The organism is Rheinheimera salexigens (genome assembly GCF_001752395.1).
Lineage (GTDB): Bacteria > Pseudomonadota > Gammaproteobacteria > Enterobacterales > Alteromonadaceae > Alishewanella > Alishewanella salexigens.
In genome coordinates, this window is record NZ_MKEK01000001.1 from 192,119 (window position 1) to 213,258 (window position 21,140).

Annotated in this window: 19 protein-coding genes; 8 read left to right on the plus strand and 11 right to left on the minus strand. The window is 42.0% G+C overall.

Features of this window, described 5'->3' with window-relative positions; translation table 11 throughout:
* Position 1 precedes the first annotated feature (1 nt).
* The 3 genes from dprA to BI198_RS16175 are packed head-to-tail and all read right to left on the minus strand — an operon-like array spanning position 2 to position 2,236.
* Positions 2-1,093 (minus strand): DNA-processing protein DprA, encoded by a 1,092-nt coding sequence (gene dprA, locus BI198_RS00975; RefSeq protein ID WP_070047861.1) that lies wholly within the window; start codon positions 1,091-1,093, stop codon positions 2-4.
* A gap of 34 nt (positions 1,094-1,127) precedes the next feature.
* Entirely contained in the window at positions 1,128-1,721 is a 594-nt protein-coding gene (locus BI198_RS16170) for a hypothetical protein (RefSeq protein ID WP_235605190.1), read from the minus strand.
* Positions 1,670-2,236, minus strand: coding sequence for a LysM peptidoglycan-binding domain-containing protein (locus BI198_RS16175; protein WP_235605191.1), 567 nt, complete (start codon positions 2,234-2,236; stop codon positions 1,670-1,672). The genes BI198_RS16170 and BI198_RS16175 overlap by 52 nt, the downstream gene beginning before the upstream one ends.
* Positions 2,237-2,359: 123 nt before the next feature.
* Between BI198_RS16175 and def the strand changes: the two genes are divergently transcribed.
* From def to trkA, 4 genes are read left to right on the plus strand one after another with little or no spacing between them, the layout of a single operon-like run.
* Positions 2,360-2,875, plus strand: coding sequence for a peptide deformylase (gene def, locus BI198_RS00985; protein WP_070047862.1), 516 nt, complete (start codon positions 2,360-2,362; stop codon positions 2,873-2,875).
* Between the two features lie 12 nt (positions 2,876-2,887).
* Entirely contained in the window at positions 2,888-3,859 is a 972-nt protein-coding gene (fmt, locus tag BI198_RS00990; RefSeq protein WP_070047863.1) for a methionyl-tRNA formyltransferase, read from the plus strand.
* Entirely contained in the window at positions 3,856-5,163 is a 1,308-nt protein-coding gene (gene rsmB, locus BI198_RS00995; protein ID WP_070047864.1) for a 16S rRNA (cytosine(967)-C(5))-methyltransferase RsmB, read from the plus strand. The genes fmt and rsmB overlap by 4 nt, the downstream gene beginning before the upstream one ends.
* Before the next feature lie 9 nt (positions 5,164-5,172).
* The gene (trkA, locus tag BI198_RS01000) at positions 5,173-6,549 is read left to right on the plus strand and encodes a Trk system potassium transporter TrkA (protein WP_070047865.1); all 1,377 of its coding nucleotides are present in this window, start codon (positions 5,173-5,175) and stop codon (positions 6,547-6,549) included.
* Here the strand turns inward: trkA and BI198_RS01005 are convergent.
* From BI198_RS01005 to BI198_RS01015, 3 genes are read right to left on the minus strand one after another with little or no spacing between them, the layout of a single operon-like run.
* Positions 6,546-7,997 (minus strand): TrkH family potassium uptake protein, encoded by a 1,452-nt coding sequence (locus BI198_RS01005; RefSeq protein WP_070047866.1) that lies wholly within the window; start codon positions 7,995-7,997, stop codon positions 6,546-6,548. The genes trkA and BI198_RS01005 overlap by 4 nt on opposite strands.
* A gap of 21 nt (positions 7,998-8,018) precedes the next feature.
* Positions 8,019-9,344 carry a Xaa-Pro dipeptidase gene (pepQ, locus tag BI198_RS01010; protein WP_070047867.1) on the minus strand — a complete coding sequence of 442 codons (1,326 nt, stop codon included), beginning with the start codon at positions 9,342-9,344 and terminating at the stop codon, positions 8,019-8,021.
* Positions 9,345-9,389: 45 nt separating this feature from the next.
* A complete protein-coding gene (locus BI198_RS01015; protein WP_070047868.1) occupies positions 9,390-11,303 on the minus strand; it encodes a transglycosylase SLT domain-containing protein in 1,914 nt (637 codons plus the stop codon).
* A 184-nt stretch (positions 11,304-11,487) separates the two neighbouring features.
* On the opposite strand from BI198_RS01015, the gene fadB reads away from it, so the two are divergent.
* From fadB to tusA, 3 genes are all read left to right on the plus strand, one after another.
* On the plus strand, positions 11,488-13,641 hold the full coding sequence (gene fadB, locus BI198_RS01020) for a fatty acid oxidation complex subunit alpha FadB (protein WP_070047869.1): 2,154 nt from the start codon (positions 11,488-11,490) through the stop codon (positions 13,639-13,641).
* 16 nt (positions 13,642-13,657) lie between these two features.
* Entirely contained in the window at positions 13,658-14,821 is a 1,164-nt protein-coding gene (gene fadA, locus BI198_RS01025) for an acetyl-CoA C-acyltransferase FadA (RefSeq protein WP_070047870.1), read from the plus strand.
* An 87-nt stretch (positions 14,822-14,908) separates the two neighbouring features.
* Positions 14,909-15,151, plus strand: coding sequence for a sulfurtransferase TusA (gene tusA / locus BI198_RS01030; RefSeq protein ID WP_070047871.1), 243 nt, complete (start codon positions 14,909-14,911; stop codon positions 15,149-15,151).
* 9 nt (positions 15,152-15,160) lie between these two features.
* Here tusA and BI198_RS16180 read toward each other — a convergent pair whose 3' ends face one another.
* Complete coding sequence (locus BI198_RS16180) at positions 15,161-15,460, minus strand: excalibur calcium-binding domain-containing protein (RefSeq protein WP_070047872.1); 300 nt, start codon at positions 15,458-15,460, stop codon at positions 15,161-15,163.
* A gap of 312 nt (positions 15,461-15,772) precedes the next feature.
* Between BI198_RS16180 and BI198_RS01040 the strand changes: the two genes are divergently transcribed.
* Positions 15,773-16,825 (plus strand): GGDEF domain-containing protein, encoded by a 1,053-nt coding sequence (locus BI198_RS01040; protein ID WP_141728820.1) that lies wholly within the window; start codon positions 15,773-15,775, stop codon positions 16,823-16,825.
* 91 nt (positions 16,826-16,916) lie between these two features.
* On the opposite strand, the gene BI198_RS01045 is transcribed toward BI198_RS01040, so the two are convergent.
* From BI198_RS01045 to glyQ, 4 genes are all read right to left on the minus strand, one after another.
* Positions 16,917-17,381 (minus strand): pyridoxamine 5'-phosphate oxidase family protein, encoded by a 465-nt coding sequence (locus tag BI198_RS01045; protein ID WP_070047874.1) that lies wholly within the window; start codon positions 17,379-17,381, stop codon positions 16,917-16,919.
* A gap of 59 nt (positions 17,382-17,440) precedes the next feature.
* Entirely contained in the window at positions 17,441-17,653 is a 213-nt protein-coding gene (locus tag BI198_RS01050) for a hypothetical protein (RefSeq protein ID WP_070047875.1), read from the minus strand.
* Positions 17,654-18,065: 412 nt separating this feature from the next.
* Positions 18,066-20,123: a glycine--tRNA ligase subunit beta gene (gene glyS / locus BI198_RS01055; protein ID WP_070047876.1), complete on the minus strand. Its 2,058-nt coding sequence runs from the start codon at positions 20,121-20,123 to the stop codon at positions 18,066-18,068.
* Positions 20,124-21,047, minus strand: coding sequence for a glycine--tRNA ligase subunit alpha (gene glyQ / locus BI198_RS01060; protein WP_070047877.1), 924 nt, complete (start codon positions 21,045-21,047; stop codon positions 20,124-20,126).
* Between the last annotated feature and the right edge of the window lie 93 nt (positions 21,048-21,140).

Genomic DNA, 21,140 nt, shown 5'->3' on the forward strand with positions numbered 1-21,140 from the left:
CTTAGGCACTCCTCACTCTGATAAAGCCACCCGGAACGGTGGCAACTTCACCTGCAAGTTCAAGCTCTAATAAAGCAATGCTTGCTTCAGTAATCGCCAGGCCTGAACGTTCGGCAATGATATCTATTGTAGTAACATCATCTCCTACGTTAGCCAACAACTGCGCTGCAAACAAGTCTATATTACGATTTTTTGCTACTGTTGGTTCAGTTTTTGCGCAACTGTTAGTTAAAAAGCTTCTTTCTTCTAAAATATCGGCAACACAAGTGACAAGTTTAGCGCCTTGCTGGATTAATAAATGACAGCCGGCACTTTGCGGATTATATATATTGCCAGGAACCGCAAATACATCTCGACTATATTCAGCTGATAAATTAGCGCTGATTAATGAGCCACTTTTAATTGCTGCTTCAACTACTATAGTACCAATACTCAATCCCACCACAATACGATTACGTTGTGGAAAATACTTAGCTTGCGGTTCGACCGATGGAAAGTATTCAGTCACTAGCGCACCTTGTTCTGCAATTGCCGCAGCCAGGGCCTTGTTGGATGCTGGATATACCTGCTCTAAACCATGGCCTAATACCGCTATGGTGATGCCTGCTGCTTGCAAAGCCCCTTTATGGCTTTCGCTATCAATGCCTCGTGCCATGCCACTAGTAATAATATAACCTTGTTGGCTTAACTCAGCAGCAAAAGCTTGGGCGATTTTACGCCCGGTCGGTGTCGGCTGACGACTACCCACCATTGCCAATTGCTGCTGGGCTAATACCGCAGGGTTACCTTTGACAAATAATAGCAACGGCGGCTGTTTGGTTTGTTTTAGTAGGGCCGGATAAGCTGGGTCAAAATAAGTAATAATATGATGGTTTTCAGCTTGTTCTAGCCAACGTAAAGCCGAATCGATTTTACTATCAGTTTCATAAGCTAATAACTGAGCTTGGCGTGAGGTAAAGCCAATGTTTTGTAACGCACTTACTGGTAAAGCAACTAATTCAGCTGCCGTTATATGCTCGCTTAGACGTTGGAACTTCAGGCCATCTAGGCCATGCACTGTGGCTAAAGCGAGCCAGTTGCGAAGATCTTGCATAGCAAACTGGCTCCATCATTTTTTATTGTGTCGCTTATAAATTTGCGATTAAATCACCTACTCGTACTGGTCGCTGATTTCGAGTTACAATTGCAAAGCTGGTACGCTCAGACACTTTAAATACCATTAACTCGCCCACTTTTTCTCGTGGTAACTGAATGCTATTTTCACCGAAGTGACGTAACGCTTTTTGTAATTTATTGCCATCTTCCACATACACAGGGCCATCTTTGGCATCAATCACTAGTGGAGAGTTGCGATAAATACCTAACATATGGCCAGGTGCTAAATCTTGTAACGCGCCGCGGTTTAGTACCACGATATCCCACTTAGAAAACTCGCGTAAGTCTGAAGTAGTATCAATAATTAAACCATCAATATCAAAGCTCGGTTTGGTCATAGTAAAAAAGGCGGGTAATGATTGACCTTCAAGCGCAGGCATCACTTTATCGCCTTGCTTAATTTCGCGTTTAACACTTAATACATTTAACGAAGCGGCTTCAGTTGGTGTATCTTCAGTGGCAGCACGACCGGTACGAAATGCCCGAGCGGTAGCGACTAGCTTAGTTTCATACCCTAAAATGGTGTCTGTTTCTGGATCAACATAAGCTTTACCTTTACGGTACACGCCGTAAGAGGCACCTGCATCAAGTACGCCTTTAACATAGATAATATGATTATTGACTGAGTTTTTACGTTAGCGTTTGAACCTAATATATAAGGAAGCGCGTCAATTCTCTCTTCAGATAATGCTTGTTCAAAGGTTAAATAAGGTCGGATCATACTTAGCGGTAAGGTACTAATAGCGCTATCACCCTTGAGGGTTTTACGGCTGGTGGGCGATAATCGTTTAACATTTTCATTGACGATTAAGCGCGGACGGCCTTGAGCGTCATAGGTTAGGGTTAACGTATCACCAGGATAAATAAGATGCGGGTTATCAATTTGTGGGTTCATTTGCCACAATTGCGGCCATAACCAAGGTTCGTTTAAATATAATGCTGAGATGTCCCACAAGGTATCGCCTTTTTTCACCACGTAGTTCTGTGGTGCATCATCACGTATTTTTAATACATCAGCTTGGGCTACAAAACAGCCACTAATTAGTATAAAAGTAAAAATTATTGCAATTTTTTTCAGCATGCCTGCATCCTTGAGCTCATTTTAGTTGTAATTATTGCACACTAAGCTGTTAATACAGCGGATTAATGGCTAAAATTAAAACATATCACAACCGTTGAAACAAAGCATATTTTTGTAGGTGCCATGGCAGTTTTAAATGTTTTACATTATCCAGACGAACGGCTGCGTACTATCGCTAAGCCTGTAACCGAAATCACTAGTGAAATCAAACAGCTAGTGCAAGATATGATCGATACTATGTATGATGAGAATGGTATCGGTTTAGCCGCAACTCAGGTCGATGCGCATCTGCGCATTGTCGTTATTGATATTTCTGAAGACAGAGATACCGCTATGGTTTTTATTAATCCAGAACTTAGCGCGTTAAATGGCGAAACTAGCTACGAAGAAGGCTGTTTATCTGTCCCGCAGAATTACGCTCTGGTTGACCGTGCCGAAACAGTTACCGTTAAGGCCCAAGGCTTGGATGGTAATTGGTTTACTATTGATGCCGATGGCTTACTGGCTATTTGTTTGCAGCATGAGCTGGATCATTTAGTGGGTAAGTTGTTTATTGATTATTTATCGCCATTAAAACGCGACCGCATTCGAAAAAAATTAGAAAAAGAAGCCAAAATGGCGCAGCGCCACGCGCTGTAATCAGGAAATACTGTGAGTCAATCTTTGCGAATTATTTTTGCCGGTACACCGGATTTTGCTGCGCGTCATTTACAAGCGCTTATCGCTAGCCAATATCAAGTGATCGCGGTTTACTCTCAGCCTGATCGCCCAGCAGGACGAGGCCAACAACTGCAACCTAGTGCCGTAAAGCAACTCGCTCTAAAACATCAGTTACCAGTGTACCAACCTAAATCTCTGAAAACGGCCGAAGCGCAAGCTGAATTAGCAGCATTAAATGCCGATATTATGATCGTCGTCGCTTATGGCTTAATTTTGCCACAAGCGGTGTTAGATGCGCCTAAATTTGGCTGTTTAAACGTTCACGGCTCTATATTGCCGCGCTGGCGTGGTGCTGCTCCTATTCAACGAGCTATTTGGGCTGGTGATACTGAAACTGGCGTAACCATTATGCAAATGGACGCCGGCTTAGATACTGGTGATATGCTGGCCATTCGTCGCTGTCCGATAAATGTCGCTGATACTAGTGCCTCTTTATACAACACTCTTGCCGAGCTAGGTCCAGTTGCGCTACTTGAAACCTTAAATAATTTAGCTGACCAACAGCAGCATGCTGTGGTGCAAAGCAACGATTTAGCCACCTATGCCAATAAATTACATAAAGACGAAGCCGAACTCGATTTTAGTAAAACCGCACAGCAGTTAGATCGAGAAATTCGCGCTTTTAATCCTTGGCCTGTAAGTTATATAACCTTAGCCCAAGGCACGGTTAAAGTGTGGCAAGCTACAAGCGAAGCACTTGAAGTTAATGCCGTACCTGGTGAAATACTGTCTGCCGATAAGCACGGTATTCGTATTGCTTGTCAGCACAGCGTACTGAATATTAGCCAACTGCAACCCCCTGGTAAAAAAGCCATGGCAGTTGCCGATTTTTTAAATGGCCGAGCTGATTGGTTAGTCCCAAGCATGATAATCGAGTCTACTAGTTCTGAGAAATCGTTATGAGTCAAAATGTGCGCGTACTCGCCGCCAAATGTTGTTTCGACATTATCGATAGTGGCCAATCTATGTCTGATGCCCTACCTCATGCTCAAGCACAATTAGATAACGATTTAGATAAAGCATTACTGCAAGAAATTTGTTTTGGTGTGATGCGCTATTTACCGCAATTAGAATCCGCAACCAGCCAGTTAATGGCCAAGCCTTTAGTTAAACAGCTAAGGCCGCTGCAGTTTTTGTTGTATGTAGGTATTTACCAACTTAAATTTATGCGTATACCTGATCACGCTGCCATTAGTGAAACGGTTGAGGCAGCCCGCTCTTTAAAAGGCCAGTCTTTAACTAAATTAATTAATGCGGTACTGCGTAATGTACAACGTCATCCGGGCATTTTTGATTTCGAAGATGCGCCCGACCCAGTGCAGTTTAACCATCCCGGTTGGATTATTAGCCAATTACAACAAGCTTATCCAGAGCAGTGGCAAGATATTTTGCTGGCGAATCAACAAAAAGCCCCGCTTTGGTTACGAGTTAATAGTAATAAAATTACAGCTGAGGATTATAGCGCAGCGTTAACCGCAGCAGATATAGAGCATCAGCAACCCTTGGTGGCTATGCCGACAGCAATTAAGCTTAACCAAGCCCAAGATGTGACAAAGTTACCGGGTTATGTTGAAGGTTGGTTTTCAGTTCAAGATGGTGCAGCCCAATACGCCGCTACTTTATTAGACGTTAAAAATTGTCAGCATATATTAGATGCTTGCTGTGCACCTGGCGGCAAAACCTGCCATATTTTAGAACTGGCACCACAAGCTAAGGTAACTGCCTTAGATAAAGAGCCTAAGCGCTTAATTAGGGTCGAAGAAAACTTAGCTCGGCTTGGTTTAACCGCTACCGTAATAGCAGCAGATGCAGCGGAACCCGACACGTGGTGGCAAGGCCAATTATTTGATCGGATCTTATTAGATGTACCCTGCTCTGCCACCGGTGTTATTCGCCGCCACCCCGATATTCGTTGGTTACGTAAAAAAGCCGACATTCCGGTGTTAGTTGCAATACAACAGCAAATATTACAACAGTGTTGGCAGTTATTAGCGCCAGGTGGTAGCTTGCTCTATGCTACTTGTAGTGTGTTGCCTGCAGAAAATCAGCAACAAATCACTGCTTTTTTACAGCAGCATGCTGATGCTAGCTTACAGGTTATTCCTCATCAGCCCGACCCGACTACCGTAGGCTGGCAGATCCTACCTAATGAACAACAACTAGACGGTTTTTACTATGCACTGTTAGTTAAAAACGGCAAGGATTAGCAACAATCTATGAAGATTATTATTTTAGGTGCTGGTGAAGTTGGCGCAACCTTGGCCGAAAATTTGGTGGGTGAGCAAAACGATATTACCGTCGTTGATAGTAATGCAGATAAGTTACGCGCCTTGCAAGATCGCTATGACTTACAAGTGGTACATGGTCACGGCTCTCATCCCGACGTCTTAAAGCAAGCCGGCGCAGAAGATGCTGATATGCTAGTTGCTGTAACCAATAGCGATGAAGTCAACATTGTTGCTTGCCAAGTCGCCTATAGTATTTTTAATACGCCAGTCAAAATTGCCCGTATTCGTACTACCCAATACCTAAAATATCGTGATCAGTTATTTAATAAAGATGATATGCCTGTCGATCACTTTATCGCGCCTGAAGCATTAGTCACTAACTATATTCGCCGCTTAATCGATTATCCTGGAGCGCTACAAGTTGTTGAGTTTGCCGGCGGTAAAGTGAGTTTAGTGGCCGTTAAAGCTTACTATGGCGGCTTGCTCGTTGGTCATGCTTTATCTACGTTAAAAGAACATATGCCAAATATTGATGTTCGGGTCGCAACAATTTATCGTAACGGCAACGCTATAAGACCGCTTGGTACGACTATTATTGAAGCCGACGACGAAGTGTTCTTTATTGCTGCCACTAAGCATATTCGGGCCGTTATGAGTGAATTGCAAAAGCTAGAGCGCAATTATAGACGCATCATGATCGCTGGCGGCGGTAATATAGGTTTTGGTTTAGCGCGTGCTTTAGAAGATACCCACAGCGTTAAATTAATAGAGCGTAATAAAGAACGTGCCGAGTTTTTATCTAGTGCCTTAGACAGCACCCGAGTTTTTGTCGGCGATGCGTCTGATCCAGAATTGTTAGAAGAAGAAAACATTGAGCAAATAGACGTATTTATTGCGGTCACTAATGATGACGAAGCCAATATTATGTCCGCCATGTTAGCCAAGCGCATGGGGGCACAAAAAACCATGGTCTTAATTAAGCGCAGCGCCTATGTCGACTTACTGCAAGGTGGCGAAGTTGATATTGCCGTGTCGCCACAACAAGCCACCATTTCAGCCTTACTGACCCATATTCGTCGCGGTGATATTGTTAACGTATATTCTCTGCGCCGCGGTGCAGCTGAAGCGATTGAAGCTATTGCCCATGGTGATAGCAGCAGTAGCAAAGTTATTGGTAAAGCCATTGGTAAATTAAAATTACCCCCGGGCACCACCATAGGCGCAATAGTACGCGGCGAAGAAGTATTAATAGCCAAAAATAGTACCGTGATTGAAACAAACGACCATGTCATTCTATTTATGGTGGATAAAAAACATATCAGCGAAGTTGAAAAGCTATTCCAAGTTAGCGCAATTTTTATTTAATCCTGCCAAAAGGTTGGAGTAAATAAAACTAACAAGGTAAATATTTCTAAACGGCCAAACACCATGGCCGTGATTAACAACCACTTACTAATATCTGGGATAGCACCATAATGGGCAGCCACTTCGCCCAAGCCGGGTCCCAGATTATTTAAGCACGCCGCAGTCGCAGTAAAAGCCGTCACACTATCTAGCCCTGTCGCCATTAACAACAACATAATAACCACAAACACTAAGGCATAAGCAGCGAAAAAGCCCCAAATCGCTTCAACAACTCTATCCGGTACCGCACGACGGCCCAGCTTAATGGCATATACCGCGCGGGGGTGAATTAACCGGTTTAGCTCACGCTTACCTTGTAAAAATAACAACACCACTCGCACCACTTTTAAGCCACCGCCGGTCGAACCAGCACAACCACCGACAAAACTAAAAAAGATTAGTAATATAGGTAAAAACAATGGCCAAATCGCGAAGCTAACCGTAGAGAATCCCGCGGTAGTAGCAATGGACACCGCTTGAAAACTACCATGATTTAGCGCATCGGCTGCAGAGTCATAAGTATTGGTTTTTAATAACACCACAAAGCAAACGAAAACTAGCGCGGCTTGTAAAAATATAAACGCTTTAAATTCAGGATCACGAAAATAGACACTGACACTTTTACCACGCATGGCAGCAAAGTGTAATGGAAAATTAACCGCACTAATTAATAAGAAAATAACGCAAATAGCATTAATTACCGGGCTTTGAAAATGCCCCATGCTGGCATCATAAGTTGAAAACCCGCCGATGGCTATGGTCGCGAATGCATGACAAATGGCGTCAAAGACATCCATTCCTGCAGCATAAAACGCCAAAGAACAAGCAATTGTTAAGGCTAGATAGATGTACCAAAGATGCTTAGCGGTATCGGCTATTCGTGGCGTCATTTTATTATCTTTTACCGGTCCGGGTGTTTCAGCCCGATATAGCTGCATGCCCCCAACACCTAACATCGGCAAAATAGCTACTGCTAAAACAATGATCCCCATACCGCCCAACCATTGCAGCTGGGCCCGATAATATAAAATAGCTTTCGGTAAAAATTCAATGCCGGTTAACACCGTCGCACCCGTTGTGGTTAAACCAGAAAACGCTTCAAACATCGCACTGGCTAAACTTAAGCTAGGGTTTGACGCCAACATAAAAGGGATAGCACCTACAGCGCCTAATACGACCCAAAACAAGGCAACAATTAAAAAACCGTCGCGTACTTTTAATTCAGCTCGGTGTTTTCGGTGTGGATACCAAATCATAAAGCCGATAAATAAGCATAATAAAAATGACAATAAAAAAGGTACGCCAGCACCGTCGTTATACCCTAACGCAACAAAAGCAGGTGGTATCATAGTGATACTGAACATTGCTATCAGCAATCCCAGGATCCGAATTATCGAACGGTACTGCATACCTTGTGGCGTCCTTAAGACTTAGTCCAGTTTTAATTCACGAGTCATATTTTCATTGCGCTCGCGATGGACAATGATATTGTCTTCAATGCGAATGCCGCCATATTGCCTAAAGCGATCTATTTTTTGCCAATTAATATATTGAGTAAATTCTGTTTCGGCTAAATCAGCCAGCAAACTATCAATAAAATATAATCCCGGCTCAATAGTAAATACCATATTCGCTTCTATCGCGCGAGTGCAACGTAAATAGGGGTGACCTTCTGGAGCCGCTACGCTAGTGCCACGTTCGTCAGCCATAAATCCGCCGACATCATGCACTTGTAAACCCAAGTGATGACCTAAACCATGCGGGAAAAAGCTGCGCGTAATTTGCTGCTCAAGCATGGCGTCTGGAGCTAATTTTACAAAATCGAACTGATGCAAAATAGTGGCAATATGCTGATGACAATTAACATGCAGGTCACCATATTTAGCACCTGGTTTTAATTGATCGATTAACGCCAACTGCGCCTGATTAACTGCACTAATTAATTCATCAAACTCATTATTTCGTTCAGCACTATAAGTACGTGTTATGTCTGCTGCATAACCATTAAACGACGCACCGGCATCAATTAAAAATGAGTGCCGTTGTATTGGCGTGCGACGCTCTAAACCGGTGTAATGCAAAATGGCGGCATTGCGATTTAACGCCACTATATTGCCATAAGGCACTTCGTTTTCGGTTTGTTCAACACTGGTTAAATACGCTTGTTGAATATCAAACTCACTACCACCGGCAAAAAAAGCACTTTTAGCAGCTTGATGACCGTCTACGGCAATTTTATTAGCGATACGTAAACACGCCAGTTCATAAGGGGTTTTATATACCCGATGAAAGTGCAAATAATTTAATACTGGCTCAGGATTTATTTCAGTAAAGCCCAGCGCTTGAGCAACTTCAATATATTCGCCAATATAAGCTAAATTAGCTTTGTCATAAGGCAAAAAGGTTTCAACACTTTCAGCTTTTTCTAATAGCTGAATATCAAATTGCTCAGCCCAATAATCATGCGGCTCGTCAGGTACTTTATGCCAAAAATCTTTAGGTCGATAAAAAATCAACTTTGGTTTATTCACACCGTCAACAATTAACCAGCAGTGTGGATTATCAATTACCGGCAACCAAGCTTTAAACTGTGGATTAACATGAAACGGGTAATCCATATCATCTAAAAATCGACGTTTAGTTTGGCCCGAGTGAATAACTAAAGCATCTAAGCCTTCTCGGGCGAGTAATTGTTGTACCCGTTGCTGCAACTCAGCAATATGCGCCGGGTACAGCGCTTGATATAAAAGTGTCATAAGTGTCTGACCTGTTGACTAAAAAACATCCGATGTATCATAGCATTAATCTACTCTGACCCCAATCTGCATTGTTAACAGCGGTTGAAACACGTCATTATTAGCATTAAGTCGAATATTATAAATTTGATAATAGGCCATAACGGCTTTTACATACTCTCGGGTTTCGCGATAAGGAATGGTTTCCACCCAGACATCCGCGGGTAATGCATAGTCTTGTGGTATCCATTGTTTAACGCGACTATAGCCAGCATTATAAGCTGCGGTAGCCATCAATAAATTACCGTCATTACGCTGCATTAAATAATTTAAGTAATAAGTACCATAATCTATATTTTGCAAAGGATCATTCAGTTGCGCTAATGACACGGGCTTTTTCGCCACTTCTTTTGCTGTTGCTGGCATTAATTGCATTAAACCTTGCGCCCCTACGGGTGAGCGAGCATCAGACATAAAAGAGCTCTCGCGACGCGCAATTGCCATCGCCCAACCGGAAGCCACTTGAGCTTTTTCTGCCCCTTGGTTTATTTCATTTTGATAGGCCAGCGGAAAACGTAATTCTATGTCATCCCAATAACCGACATCGGCCAATGAAAATATTGCTCGGTCATACCACTGCAATTGATGAGCTAATTTTGCTGACACCAACTTTTGTTGTTCAGTGGCATTGTTCTGTAAATAGTTCCATTCCCGACGTGCCTCGGTATTACGCTTTAACGCTAACCACTCTTGGGCACGCAATACTGCGGGATGTTGCTTTAAGATATGCAGCTCTTCATCACTGACGGTGACCGGCGCATGAGCTAAGCTTGGCGGCAAGCCCAGTTTGGCCGCTGACATAAAGCCGTAAAAGTGCCGTTGCAGTGCTAACTGTTCAAATAATACCTTAGCTTTATCTGCCATACCTTGCTGTTCATATGCCCGCGCTAGCCAGTATTGCCAGCGAATGTTGCCCGCAAGCTCGGCTGGAAAAGCTTCAATAGTGCGTTGCACCGCTGGCCAATCTAATTGTAATAATAAACTGCCAACTTGCCACTGGGCTAACGTATCATCAAGTAGCTCTGGCGGTAATTGTTTAAACCAGTTGCTGGCACGCTCATCCCCTCTATTTGCTAAGGCAATGGCAAACTGGCGCTGGACATCTAATCGCTGAGCTGGCGTAAAATAAGGATCATTAATAAAGCGCTGCCAAGTCGCTAGGGCTTTATCGGCATCTCGCCAAATTAACCGCTTTAAGCCATAGGCTAAAATGTCACGTTCTTGCGGCTTCTTTAAAGCAAAAAATTTAGGCTTGGCAATTACACTGGGATTAATTCGGGTTTGCCGATACATTTCGGCTAAATATTGCTGTTCAGCCGGTAATAACGATTTTAAGTACGGCACTAAACTCGCCGTACCGCCTTCAGCAGCTAAGCGCAAACGTTGCCACACAATAGCTGTTGTTTGTTGCCCAGCATCACGCCACGCGGTAAACAGAGCATCGCAAACATTCGGTTGTGACTTACCTACGGTCCATAGCTTAGTTACTTGAGGCCAAATAGAGGCTTTATCGACGTCTGGCTGGGCCAATTTAAACCGTAAATGATAACACTCTAATTCAGTGTCTGATGAGCCGTTATAGTTAGCTAAAAACAGTTTGCTTTGCTTGCGTTTGGCTAAATCAAATAACCAAGGCTTTCTTAATGGCCAATCCATAGGGCTATTGTTATAGCGCTGTAAATATTCAGCTATGCGCTGATCAGCCGTAAGGTGATGCTTTAAACGCTGCAATTCTAAATAGGGCTGTAATGGATAATCTGCAAATTTTTCTAAGGTGGTTTGTGCATCTACAGCACTCATACTCGCTATTTTTAATTCCGCCTGACTAAACTCAGCACGCAAGGTTTGCTCTTCAGCAAGGCTTGCGTTAGCCACGGTAACACCTAAACAAATACTGATAAAATAAAGAGCTCGTCTCACAATCTCACTCCTAAAAACATAAAAAATATAAAATAGCGGCTATAGTTGACAGTTATTATTGCAATTCAATTCAAACAAGCGTTTAAATAGCGGTTGAAATTTTTATTAAACCACGACACACTGGTTGTGAAACCTCATCGTACCAGTTGCGACAATTCAACCTACGCGACCAAGGAGCACCGTTATGATCTACCAGAGTGACAACATTAGTGTTGTTTATATTAAACCTGGCATCGCCCGTTTTACTTTCAATGCTAAAGGCTCTGTCAATAAATTTGATCAGCAAACACTAACTGATTGTAAATCAGCCTTAGAATTACTGCACGCTGACAAAGCATTACAAGGTGTTATTTTTTCTAGTGAAAAAAGTACCTTTATTGTTGGCGCCGATATTACCGAATTTCTAACAATATTTCAGCGTGATGAAGCAGAATTAATTCCATGGATTAAACAGGCCTCTGACATCTTCGATCTTGCTGAAGACTTACCTGTCCCTACCATTACTGCCATCAATGGATTTGCACTAGGTGGCGGATGTGAGTGGTCACTAACGTCCGATTATCGTGTTGCCGATACTAGTGCACAAATAGGCTTACCAGAAGTTAAATTAGGCTTAATGCCTGGTTTTGGTGGTACGGCACGTTTACCCAGACTTATTGGTGCTGATAACGCCTTAGAGTGGATCACAACCGGTAAGCAATATAGTGCTGAACAAGCGCAAAAATTTGCCGCTGTGGATGCTGTTGTCGCTCCAGAGAAACTGCAAGAAGCGGCGCTTAGCATGCTTGAAGATGCTATTGCTGGCAAGCTGAATTGGCGTAAAAAACGCGAACAAAAATTACAACCGCTTAAATTGAACAAAATTGAAGCAACCATGTGCTTTAGCACCGCTAAAGGCATGGTAATGGCTAAAGCGGGTAAGCATTATCCAGCACCTATGGTGGCGGTTAAAACTATTGAAGCAGCGGCCGGCTTAAAACGTGCTGAAGCAGTAGCGTTAGAAAATGCCGGTTTTGCTAAACTGGCTAAAACCGATGCTGCAACAGCGCAAATTGGCTTGTTCTTAAATGATCAGCTGATTAAAGGTAAGGCTAAAAAAGCTGCTAAGACAGCCACTAAAGCGGTCAATACGGCAGCAGTCATTGGTGCCGGCATTATGGGTGGTGGTATAGCCTATCAATCGGCACTTAAAGGCGTGCCGGTAGTTATGAAAGATATCGCCGATAAAGCATTAGAACTTGGTATGGCTGAAGCAAGTGGCTTATTAGCTAAGCAAGTAGAGCGTAAAAAGCTGGATGTAAAATCGATGGCTAAAGTTATTGCCTCTATTACGCCGACGTTAAGCAATGACGCGCTAAAAAATGTTGATATCGTTGTCGAAGCCGTAGTCGAAAATCCAAAAGTAAAAGGCGCAGTGTTAAAAGAAGTAGAATCGATTATCGCACAGGATGCCATTTTAACCTCTAATACCTCGACTATTTCTATTAATGCTCTAGCCGCGAACTTAACACGACCAGAAAACTTCTGTGGTATGCACTTCTTTAACCCCGTACACCGCATGCCTTTAGTCGAAGTTATTCGCGGTAAAGACACCAGCGATGAAACCGTTGCTGCTGTCGTCGCTTATGCCGCCAAGATGGGTAAATCGCCTATCGTAGTTAACGATTGCCCTGGCTTTTTCGTTAACCGGGTTTTATTTCCCTACTTTGCCGGCTTTAGTAAGTTAGTGCTAGATGGTGCTGATTTTGCGCAAGTTGATAAAGTGATGGAGAAACAATTTGGCTGGCCAATGGGCCCAGCATACTTATTAGATGTAGTGGGTTTAGATACCGCCTTCCATTGTACTGATGTTATGGCAGATGGCTTCCCTACACGTATGGCCAAATTAGACCATGATCCGGTAAGCGCTATGTATAAAGCTGAACGCTACGGCCAAAAAAATGGCCTTGGTTTTTATGCTTATAGTAAAGATGCCAAAGGTAGAACCAAGAAAGAAATTGATGCTAAAGCATTAAGTTTATTAGCTGAATGCACTTCTGAGAAAAAAGAATTCTCAGCTGATGACATTATCGCGCGTACCATGATCCCAATGATTAACGAAACTATTCGTTGTTTAGAAGAAGGCATTATTGCCTCAGCTGCTGAAGCTGATATGGGCTTAATTTATGGTTTAGGTTTCCCGCCGTTCCGTGGTGGTCCGCTACGCTATGCTGATACTATTGGCTTAGCTAACTTTGTCGCCCTTGCAGATAGTTACGCTCACTTAGGTGAAATCTATCAAGTTACCGACAAAACTCGCGCCATGGCCGAAGCTGGCCAGCGTTTCTTCCCGGTTTAAGCGCAGGAGCACAATAATGAAAAACGCAGTTATAGTAGATTGTATTCGCACCCCTATGGGCCGTTCAAAAAATGGTATGTACCGTAATGTTCGGGCTGAGCAACTTTCCGCCCATATTATGGCGTCACTCGTTGCCCGTAATCCAGCGCTAAACCCTGAAGATATTGATGATGTTATTTGGGGTTGTGTTCAGCAAACGTTAGAGCAAGGCTTTAACATCGCACGTAATGCTGCATTATTAGCGGGCATTCCTCACTCAGTACCGGCAGTAACGATTAACCGCTTATGTGGCTCATCCATGCAAGCTTTACACGATGCCGTGCGTGCCATTCAAACCGGCATGGGCGATGTGTACTTAATTGGTGGTGTTGAGCATATGGGCCATGTGCCTATGACGCATGGTGTCGACTTTCACCCGGGTTTATCAACATCAGTTGCTAAAGCCGCTGGCATGATGGGTTTAACCGCTGAGTTATTAGGTAAAATGCACGGCATTAGCCGCCAGCAGCAAGATGAATTTGGCGCTCGCTCACATCGCTTAGCCCAACAAGCCAGTGATGAAGGCCGGTTTGATAACGAAATAGTACCAACAGAAGGTCATGATGCTGACGGCGTATTAAAGCTAATGGATTATGACGAAGTTATTCGTCCTGAAACCACAGTAGAAGGCCTGAGTAAATTACGTCCGGTGTTTGATCCAGCCAATGGTACTGTAACAGCAGGTACGTCTTCAGCATTATCTGATGGCGCTTCAGGCATGTTAGTAATGAGTGAAGAAAAAGCCAAAGCGCTTGGCCTACCTATTCGTGCTTACGTACGCGGTATGGGTGTTGCTGGTTGTGATCCGTCTATTATGGGTTATGGCCCGGTGCCAGCATCGAAAAAAGCCTTAAAAATGGCTGGATTAAGCATAAACGATATTGATTATGCAGAATTAAACGAAGCTTTTGCTGCTCAAGCTTTACCGGTAATGAAAGATTTAGGCTTACTAGAAGTGGCTGATAAAAAGGTTAACTTAAATGGCGGTGCTATTGCACTAGGCCATCCATTAGGTTGCTCTGGTTCACGTATTGCCACCACCTTAATAAATATTATGGAAGATAAAGGTGGTAAGTTTGGTTTAGCTACTATGTGTATTGGTTTAGGCCAAGGTATCGCTACGGTGTTTGAACGGCCGTAACATAGCAGTTTATATTCTTATAGTTTAAAATAAGGACCGTTTTTACGGTCCTTTTTATTTATATTGATTTTTTATATTGGAGTTTAAATGGAGCTGTTATTTACCAGCGCAGATAAAACATTAGACGCTTTAGGCATGCGCTGCCCTGAGCCTGTAATGATGATCCGCTTAACCATTCGTAATATGCAGTCTGGCCAAAGCCTATTAATTATTGCTGACGACCCTGCTACCACTCGGGATATTCCGGCTTTTTGTCGTTTTATGGACCACCAGTTATTAGCCAGCGATACCACAGAACTACCGTATAAATATGTGGTTAAAAAAGGCTAGTGCAATAATCTAGCCTTTATTAAATTGTCTTTCACAAGGAATGCCATCATTGTCTCCATCCATCTTGGTATCTGGACAGTTCCTTAAAAAAAATACCGCTTCATCATAAGATTTCATCTGACTACAGTGTTGCCGCCCATCACATCGAAACTGTAACAGGCTTGCTGCTTCACGAGCTTTTTGCAATGGTACGGTATAATCTGGCAGCACCTGAACCGTTGGCTCCGTAACAGGCTGAGCAACGCTTTGCTTTTGATAAAACTGCCAACCGCCGTAGCCTATTAATGCTATTAGTAATATTTTCTTCAACTGTATACTTCCCTGTTTATAATTTAACCCAGCAAGGTTTTTGCAACTAGTTAATTTAATTGATTAAAAATTTAAAGCAACTATTTAACTGCTTAATCGCTTAGCAAGCTAAAGTTTTCTAAATGCTTGTAAATACCAACTTAACTTGCGTCAATTCTACTGCATAGCAGTGTTACATTTCGTGTGCATATACAACGGTTAGATAAACTAGAAAAGATGTTATTAAATTCTTTGATATATTCAATATGGTAAATTCTCAACTAGCACTATTTTATGCTAGCATCAAAGTAAGGTAATTAGTTGGATTTAAAATTGCAGTCAAAATTTAGCATAGACAGTGTTAATCAAGCGCAATTTATCGATAGCCGCCGACGGCGCTATATATTACTTTTTGTCAGTTATATAACCAGTGCCGTGATGTATATTTATGCCTTTAAAAATTTAGGGGCTGTCGATCCTATTTTACCGATGGTTTTATTTATTACTGCAACAGCTTTTTTGCTTAATATTACCTACTTTCACTATAACAATAATCTTAATCTTGCTTGTAATATTGAAGCTATTTTAGTCGCTGCTTTTGTACTTGGTCTGGTCTTTATAGGAGGCTTTAATAATACTGCTTTATATTGGGTTTTCCCGTTTCCTGCCATACTTTTTGGTTTACTTGGCGTTCGTAATGCCTTAATTAGTAACGTTTTATTAACTAGTGCGCTGGCTATTATATTATTTGTACCTGACTTGGCGTTAGCCCATTATAAAAATGCGGAGCAAAGCCGATTTATCACCTCTTTGCTGATTGTGATTCTTGCATGTTGGATTAATGAATATTTCCGTGAACAAAGCCATCAAGCTATGGAGTTATTGCAACATAATAAAGAACAACAAGCGAATACCGATCCTCTTACAGGATTAGCTAATCGCAGATTTATTGATGCTAACCTTATGCAAAGCTTTAATTTACAACCAGACGTGTTTTTTCCACTGGCAGTGATTGCATGTGATATAGACTCTTTTAAGCAACTTAATGATAAATTTGGTCATCAAGCTGGCGATGAAGTATTAAAAGTAATCGCTAATATATTTAGAGCCCACTTACGCCAGCAAGACATAGCATGTCGTACTGGCGGTGAAGAGTTTTTATTACTATTGCCTAAAACCTCTAAAATAGATGCTTTTAAAGTAGCTGAGAAAATTCGCCAACAGCTCAGTCAGCAAAAGCTTTTATCAACAGATAAAGCCTATACCGTAACCGCGAGTTTTGGTGTTGCCGAGAGTCAGCAGTTAGCTCAGTTGCCCACCGCGATTAAACTCGCGGACCAACAACTGTATCAATCAAAACGTAACGGTCGCAATCAAATCAATTAATATTAATTACTTAGCGTAGCGAATGTATTTTATGCCGATGTAATTTGTGCCGACGTAATCTGTACAGGATAGTTAGGCTTTAGCTATATTTTTATAGCGTAACTTTATAATGTGAACCGACTTCATTGGGATTAACGTCTGCGCCTAGTATAAACTTATTTTTTGCTTCAGTTGTGGCATCAACCAACCAGATTTCAGCATCTGATAATTCAAAACGCAGCATCATTAAATTAGTATCTAATTTGCCTTCTGGATACCAAGCTTCTACCTCTTTACTCCAATATTTATCAATAATAAGCGAATCCGTTTCTTCAACTAATTCACCACTAATACAGGCAAATACATCATGACCTGTACTTACAAATTGTGCCATTGCCAAACCGCCTGCAGCGATGCGATTATCTTTAGTGGTGTAAATCCAAAACCTGCTATTTGCCTGTTTATCTAATTGCGCCTGCATAGGCTCACTATGCAAATCACTTTGCTGTAGTTTTATCATCAACGTAGGCGTTGCTGCCATGGCTTGCCAAAACTTTTGCTTTGCTTGATCAGACATATTTACCTCTGCTTTAAAACAAATTCTTTTTAGTTAGCTTAATTGCTAAGCAGTGTTAGTTAATAAACACTGCCTGGTTTATTCAGCATGGCTATATCAGCCAATAAATCATTTTCAACCTCTAAGACAGTTTTGTTAGCGATACCGCGCAATGCTAGCGCATGGGCAAAATCAGTCACTTTGTTATCGCAACGGTTTTTACGACGGCTGTACCAAGCTAAATACATCATATGTAGATTAATTTGGTTTTGTGGATATTTAATCTCAGCCATTTTTTACCACCTCTTTTATTATTATTAACAATAACAATGCAGGCTTTATACCAATTATGGTTAAATTATTATTTTATAACCAACTGATTATATAGGATTTATAATAATTGAAAGTTTAGAGATAGATGTGATCGGTAATATTTACTGCTTTAGCATAAGAATTACCGATAATAAGATAGAACAAAAAAATATTATTAATTGCACCTTAGTATTTTTGGCTTATTTTCTCGGGTTTGTTTTCGCAGAAGAGTTTCGTAGAGTTGTGCTGGTAGTTTTGTAATGGAAAAGTTTATGTTGCATCAAGCAAGTTGCCAACGTTAACACGCAAAAGTTCAGTGTATTAACGTTAGCTTACCTACTGCTTATAGAGGAAATTGTTGCTGTAGTTTTACTTTATGCTCGTAAAACATAGTTATTGCAAAACTGAGATATCCGCGACTTGTAAAAACAGCTCTCTTAATTGTTTTAATAACGCTTGGCGGTTTAGTTTTACTGCTGCGTCATCGGCATTCACCATTACATTATCGAAGAACTGATCGATTACCTGCTGCATTTTGGCTAAATGCATTAAGCCGTCTGTATAACTTTGCAGCTTAGCCTGCTCTGCTTGCTCTGCTGTAATTGCTTGATATAACGCCTGCTCTTCAACTTGTTGTAATAACTTTACATCAACGGTATCAGGAATAGCCGTATCAATTTTAGCTAAGATATTAGCAACCCGTTTATTTGCAGCAGCTAAGGCAGCTGCAGCATCAAGTTTACGGAACTCTGCAACCGCTTTGACCCGTTGGTTAAAGTCTGCTGGTACCGTTGGACGACGCGCTAACACCGCTTGGATAACATCAACGGTATAACCTTGATCTTGATACCAGGCTCTAAATCGGCCTAACATAAACTCTAAAACATCAGTAGCAACATTGGCATTAGTTAACTTATCACCAAAGGTTTGCTGGCTAAAAGCAATAATGTCGACCAAATCTAGATTAAGATCTTTATCTACCATAATGCGTAATGCACCAATGGCAGCACGACGTAATGCAAACGGATCTTTATCACCTTTTGGTGCTTGGCCAATACCAAAGATACCCACTAAACTATCAAGTTTATCGGCGATAGCCACCGCTGCGCCTTCTAAACGAGTGGGTAACTGATCACCGGCAAACCGTGGCATATACTGCTCATTTAAGGCTAATGCGACTGTTTCATTTTCGCCATCAAATCGAGCGTAGTGCATGCCCATAATGCCTTGTACTTCTGGAAACTCACCCACCATATTGGTCATTAAGTCGGTTTTAGACAGTAAACCTGCGCGCTGGGCAGCCGTTTTATCAGCACCAATTTTTTCAGCAACATAGGCAGCTAATTGACTAATACGCTCAGACTTTTCGGCTAAGGTACCCAGTTGCTTTTGAAATAACACACTGCTTAAACTGTCTAATCTTGAAGCCAACGTTTGTTTGCGGTCTGTATTAAAAAAGAATTCAGCATCGGCTAAGCGTGGTCGTACTACTTTTTCATTACCTGAAATAACTTGCTGCGGATCTTTGCTCTCAATATTAGTCACAAAGATAAATTTATTTTGTAAGTTACCCGCTGCATCCACTACCGGAAAATACTTTTGATTATCCTTCATGGTTGAAATTAACGGCTCTGCTGGTATATCTAAAAAACTTTGTTCAAAGCTACCGACTAGTACGACAGGCCACTCAACTAATGCAGTTACTTCATCCAATAAATCAGCATCCATTAACGCTTGGCCATTTAACTGTTTTGCGGCTTCTGTTACACCTTGCTCGATAATGGCTTTACGTTTGCTAAAGTCAGCAATAACATAACCACTCTCTAGCGCCGTTTCATAATGCTCAGCATTTTGGATCTTAATTTTTGCCGGAGCATGAAAGCGGTGACCGTAACTATGATTACTACTGTCTTTGCCCATAATATTCGCTGGAATAACATCATTACCGTATAACATAATAATACTGTGCACTGGCCGAATAAATTCCACTTTTGAACTGCCCCAACGCATTGGTTTAGCGATTGGTAGCTTAGCTAAGGCAGATGTAACAATTTCAGCTAATAAGCTGCTGGTGTTCGAACCAGGCTGTATTTGCTTATGCAGTAACCAAGCGCCTTTATCTGTTTCTAGTCGCTCTGCTTGCTCAACCGTTATACCACAGCCTTTAGCCCAACCTATGGCTGCCTTAGTGGCATTGCCGTCAGCATCAAATGCTGCAGCAATCGCAGGGCCACGTTTTTCTACTTCTTTATCTGCCTGTTTAGCGATGAGATTTTTCACCACAACAGCCAGTCTTCTTGGCGCGGCATACCATTTTACATCTGCATGGCTTAAATCAAGTTTTGCTAACTCTTGGCTTATATTATCGGCAAAAGCTGTTGCTAAGGTGACTAACGACTTTGGCGGTAACTCTTCTGTGCCAATTTCTACTAGAAAGTCTTGTGCGCTCATTTATGCCTCCTGCGACGTTGTATTTGGCTTTTTACACAGCGGAAAACCTAGTTTCTCACGTGATGCGTAGTACGTTTCCGCACAAGCCTTAGCTAGGGTTCTTACCCGTAAAATATAACGTTGTCGTTCAGTTACAGATATCGCATGTCTGGCATCTAATAAGTTAAAAGTATGCGATGCTTTCATCGCTTTTTCATACGCGGGCAGAGCTAAACCTTTTTCAATTAAAAATTGGCTTTCTTTTTCGCATTGATCAAAATAACTAAATAATGCCGGTACATCCGCTAGCTCAAAATTATAGGTTGATTGTTCCACTTCATTTTGATGAAACACATCACCATAGGTTACGCAGCCAAAAGGGCCATCTGTCCAGACCAAGTCATAGATACTATCTACGCCTTGTACATACATCGCTAAGCGCTCTAAACCATAAGTAATTTCGCCCGTAACAGGGCTACACTCTATACCACCTACTTGTTGGAAGTAGGTAAATTGAGTGACTTCCATACCATTAAGCCACACTTCCCAACCTAAGCCCCAAGCGCCTAAGGTGGGTGATTCCCAGTTATCTTCAACAAAGCGAATATCATGGACTAATGTATCAATGCCTAATGCTTGAAGTGATCCTAAGTACAGTTCTTGAATATTATCAGGCGAAGGTTTTAAGATGACTTGAAACTGATAATATTGCTGTAAGCGCATTGGATTATCGCCATAACGGCCATCCGTAGGGCGACGACAAGGCTGTACATAAGCGGCATTAGTTGGCTCTGGGCCAAGCGATCGTAAAAAAGTCATAGGATGAAAAGTACCGGCACCCACTTCTAGATCTAATGGCTGTACCAGTACGCAGCCTTGACGAGCCCAATAGTCCTGTAAGGTCTGTATTAAGCCTTGAAAGGTTTTAATATCATACGTGTTCATGCTTGATAACTCGCTAAAAAATGTCTGAAAATTATACCTAGTTGCCCTACTTAACTGTAGCGCTTAACGGCTTTTTATAGTGAAAAAAGGGGC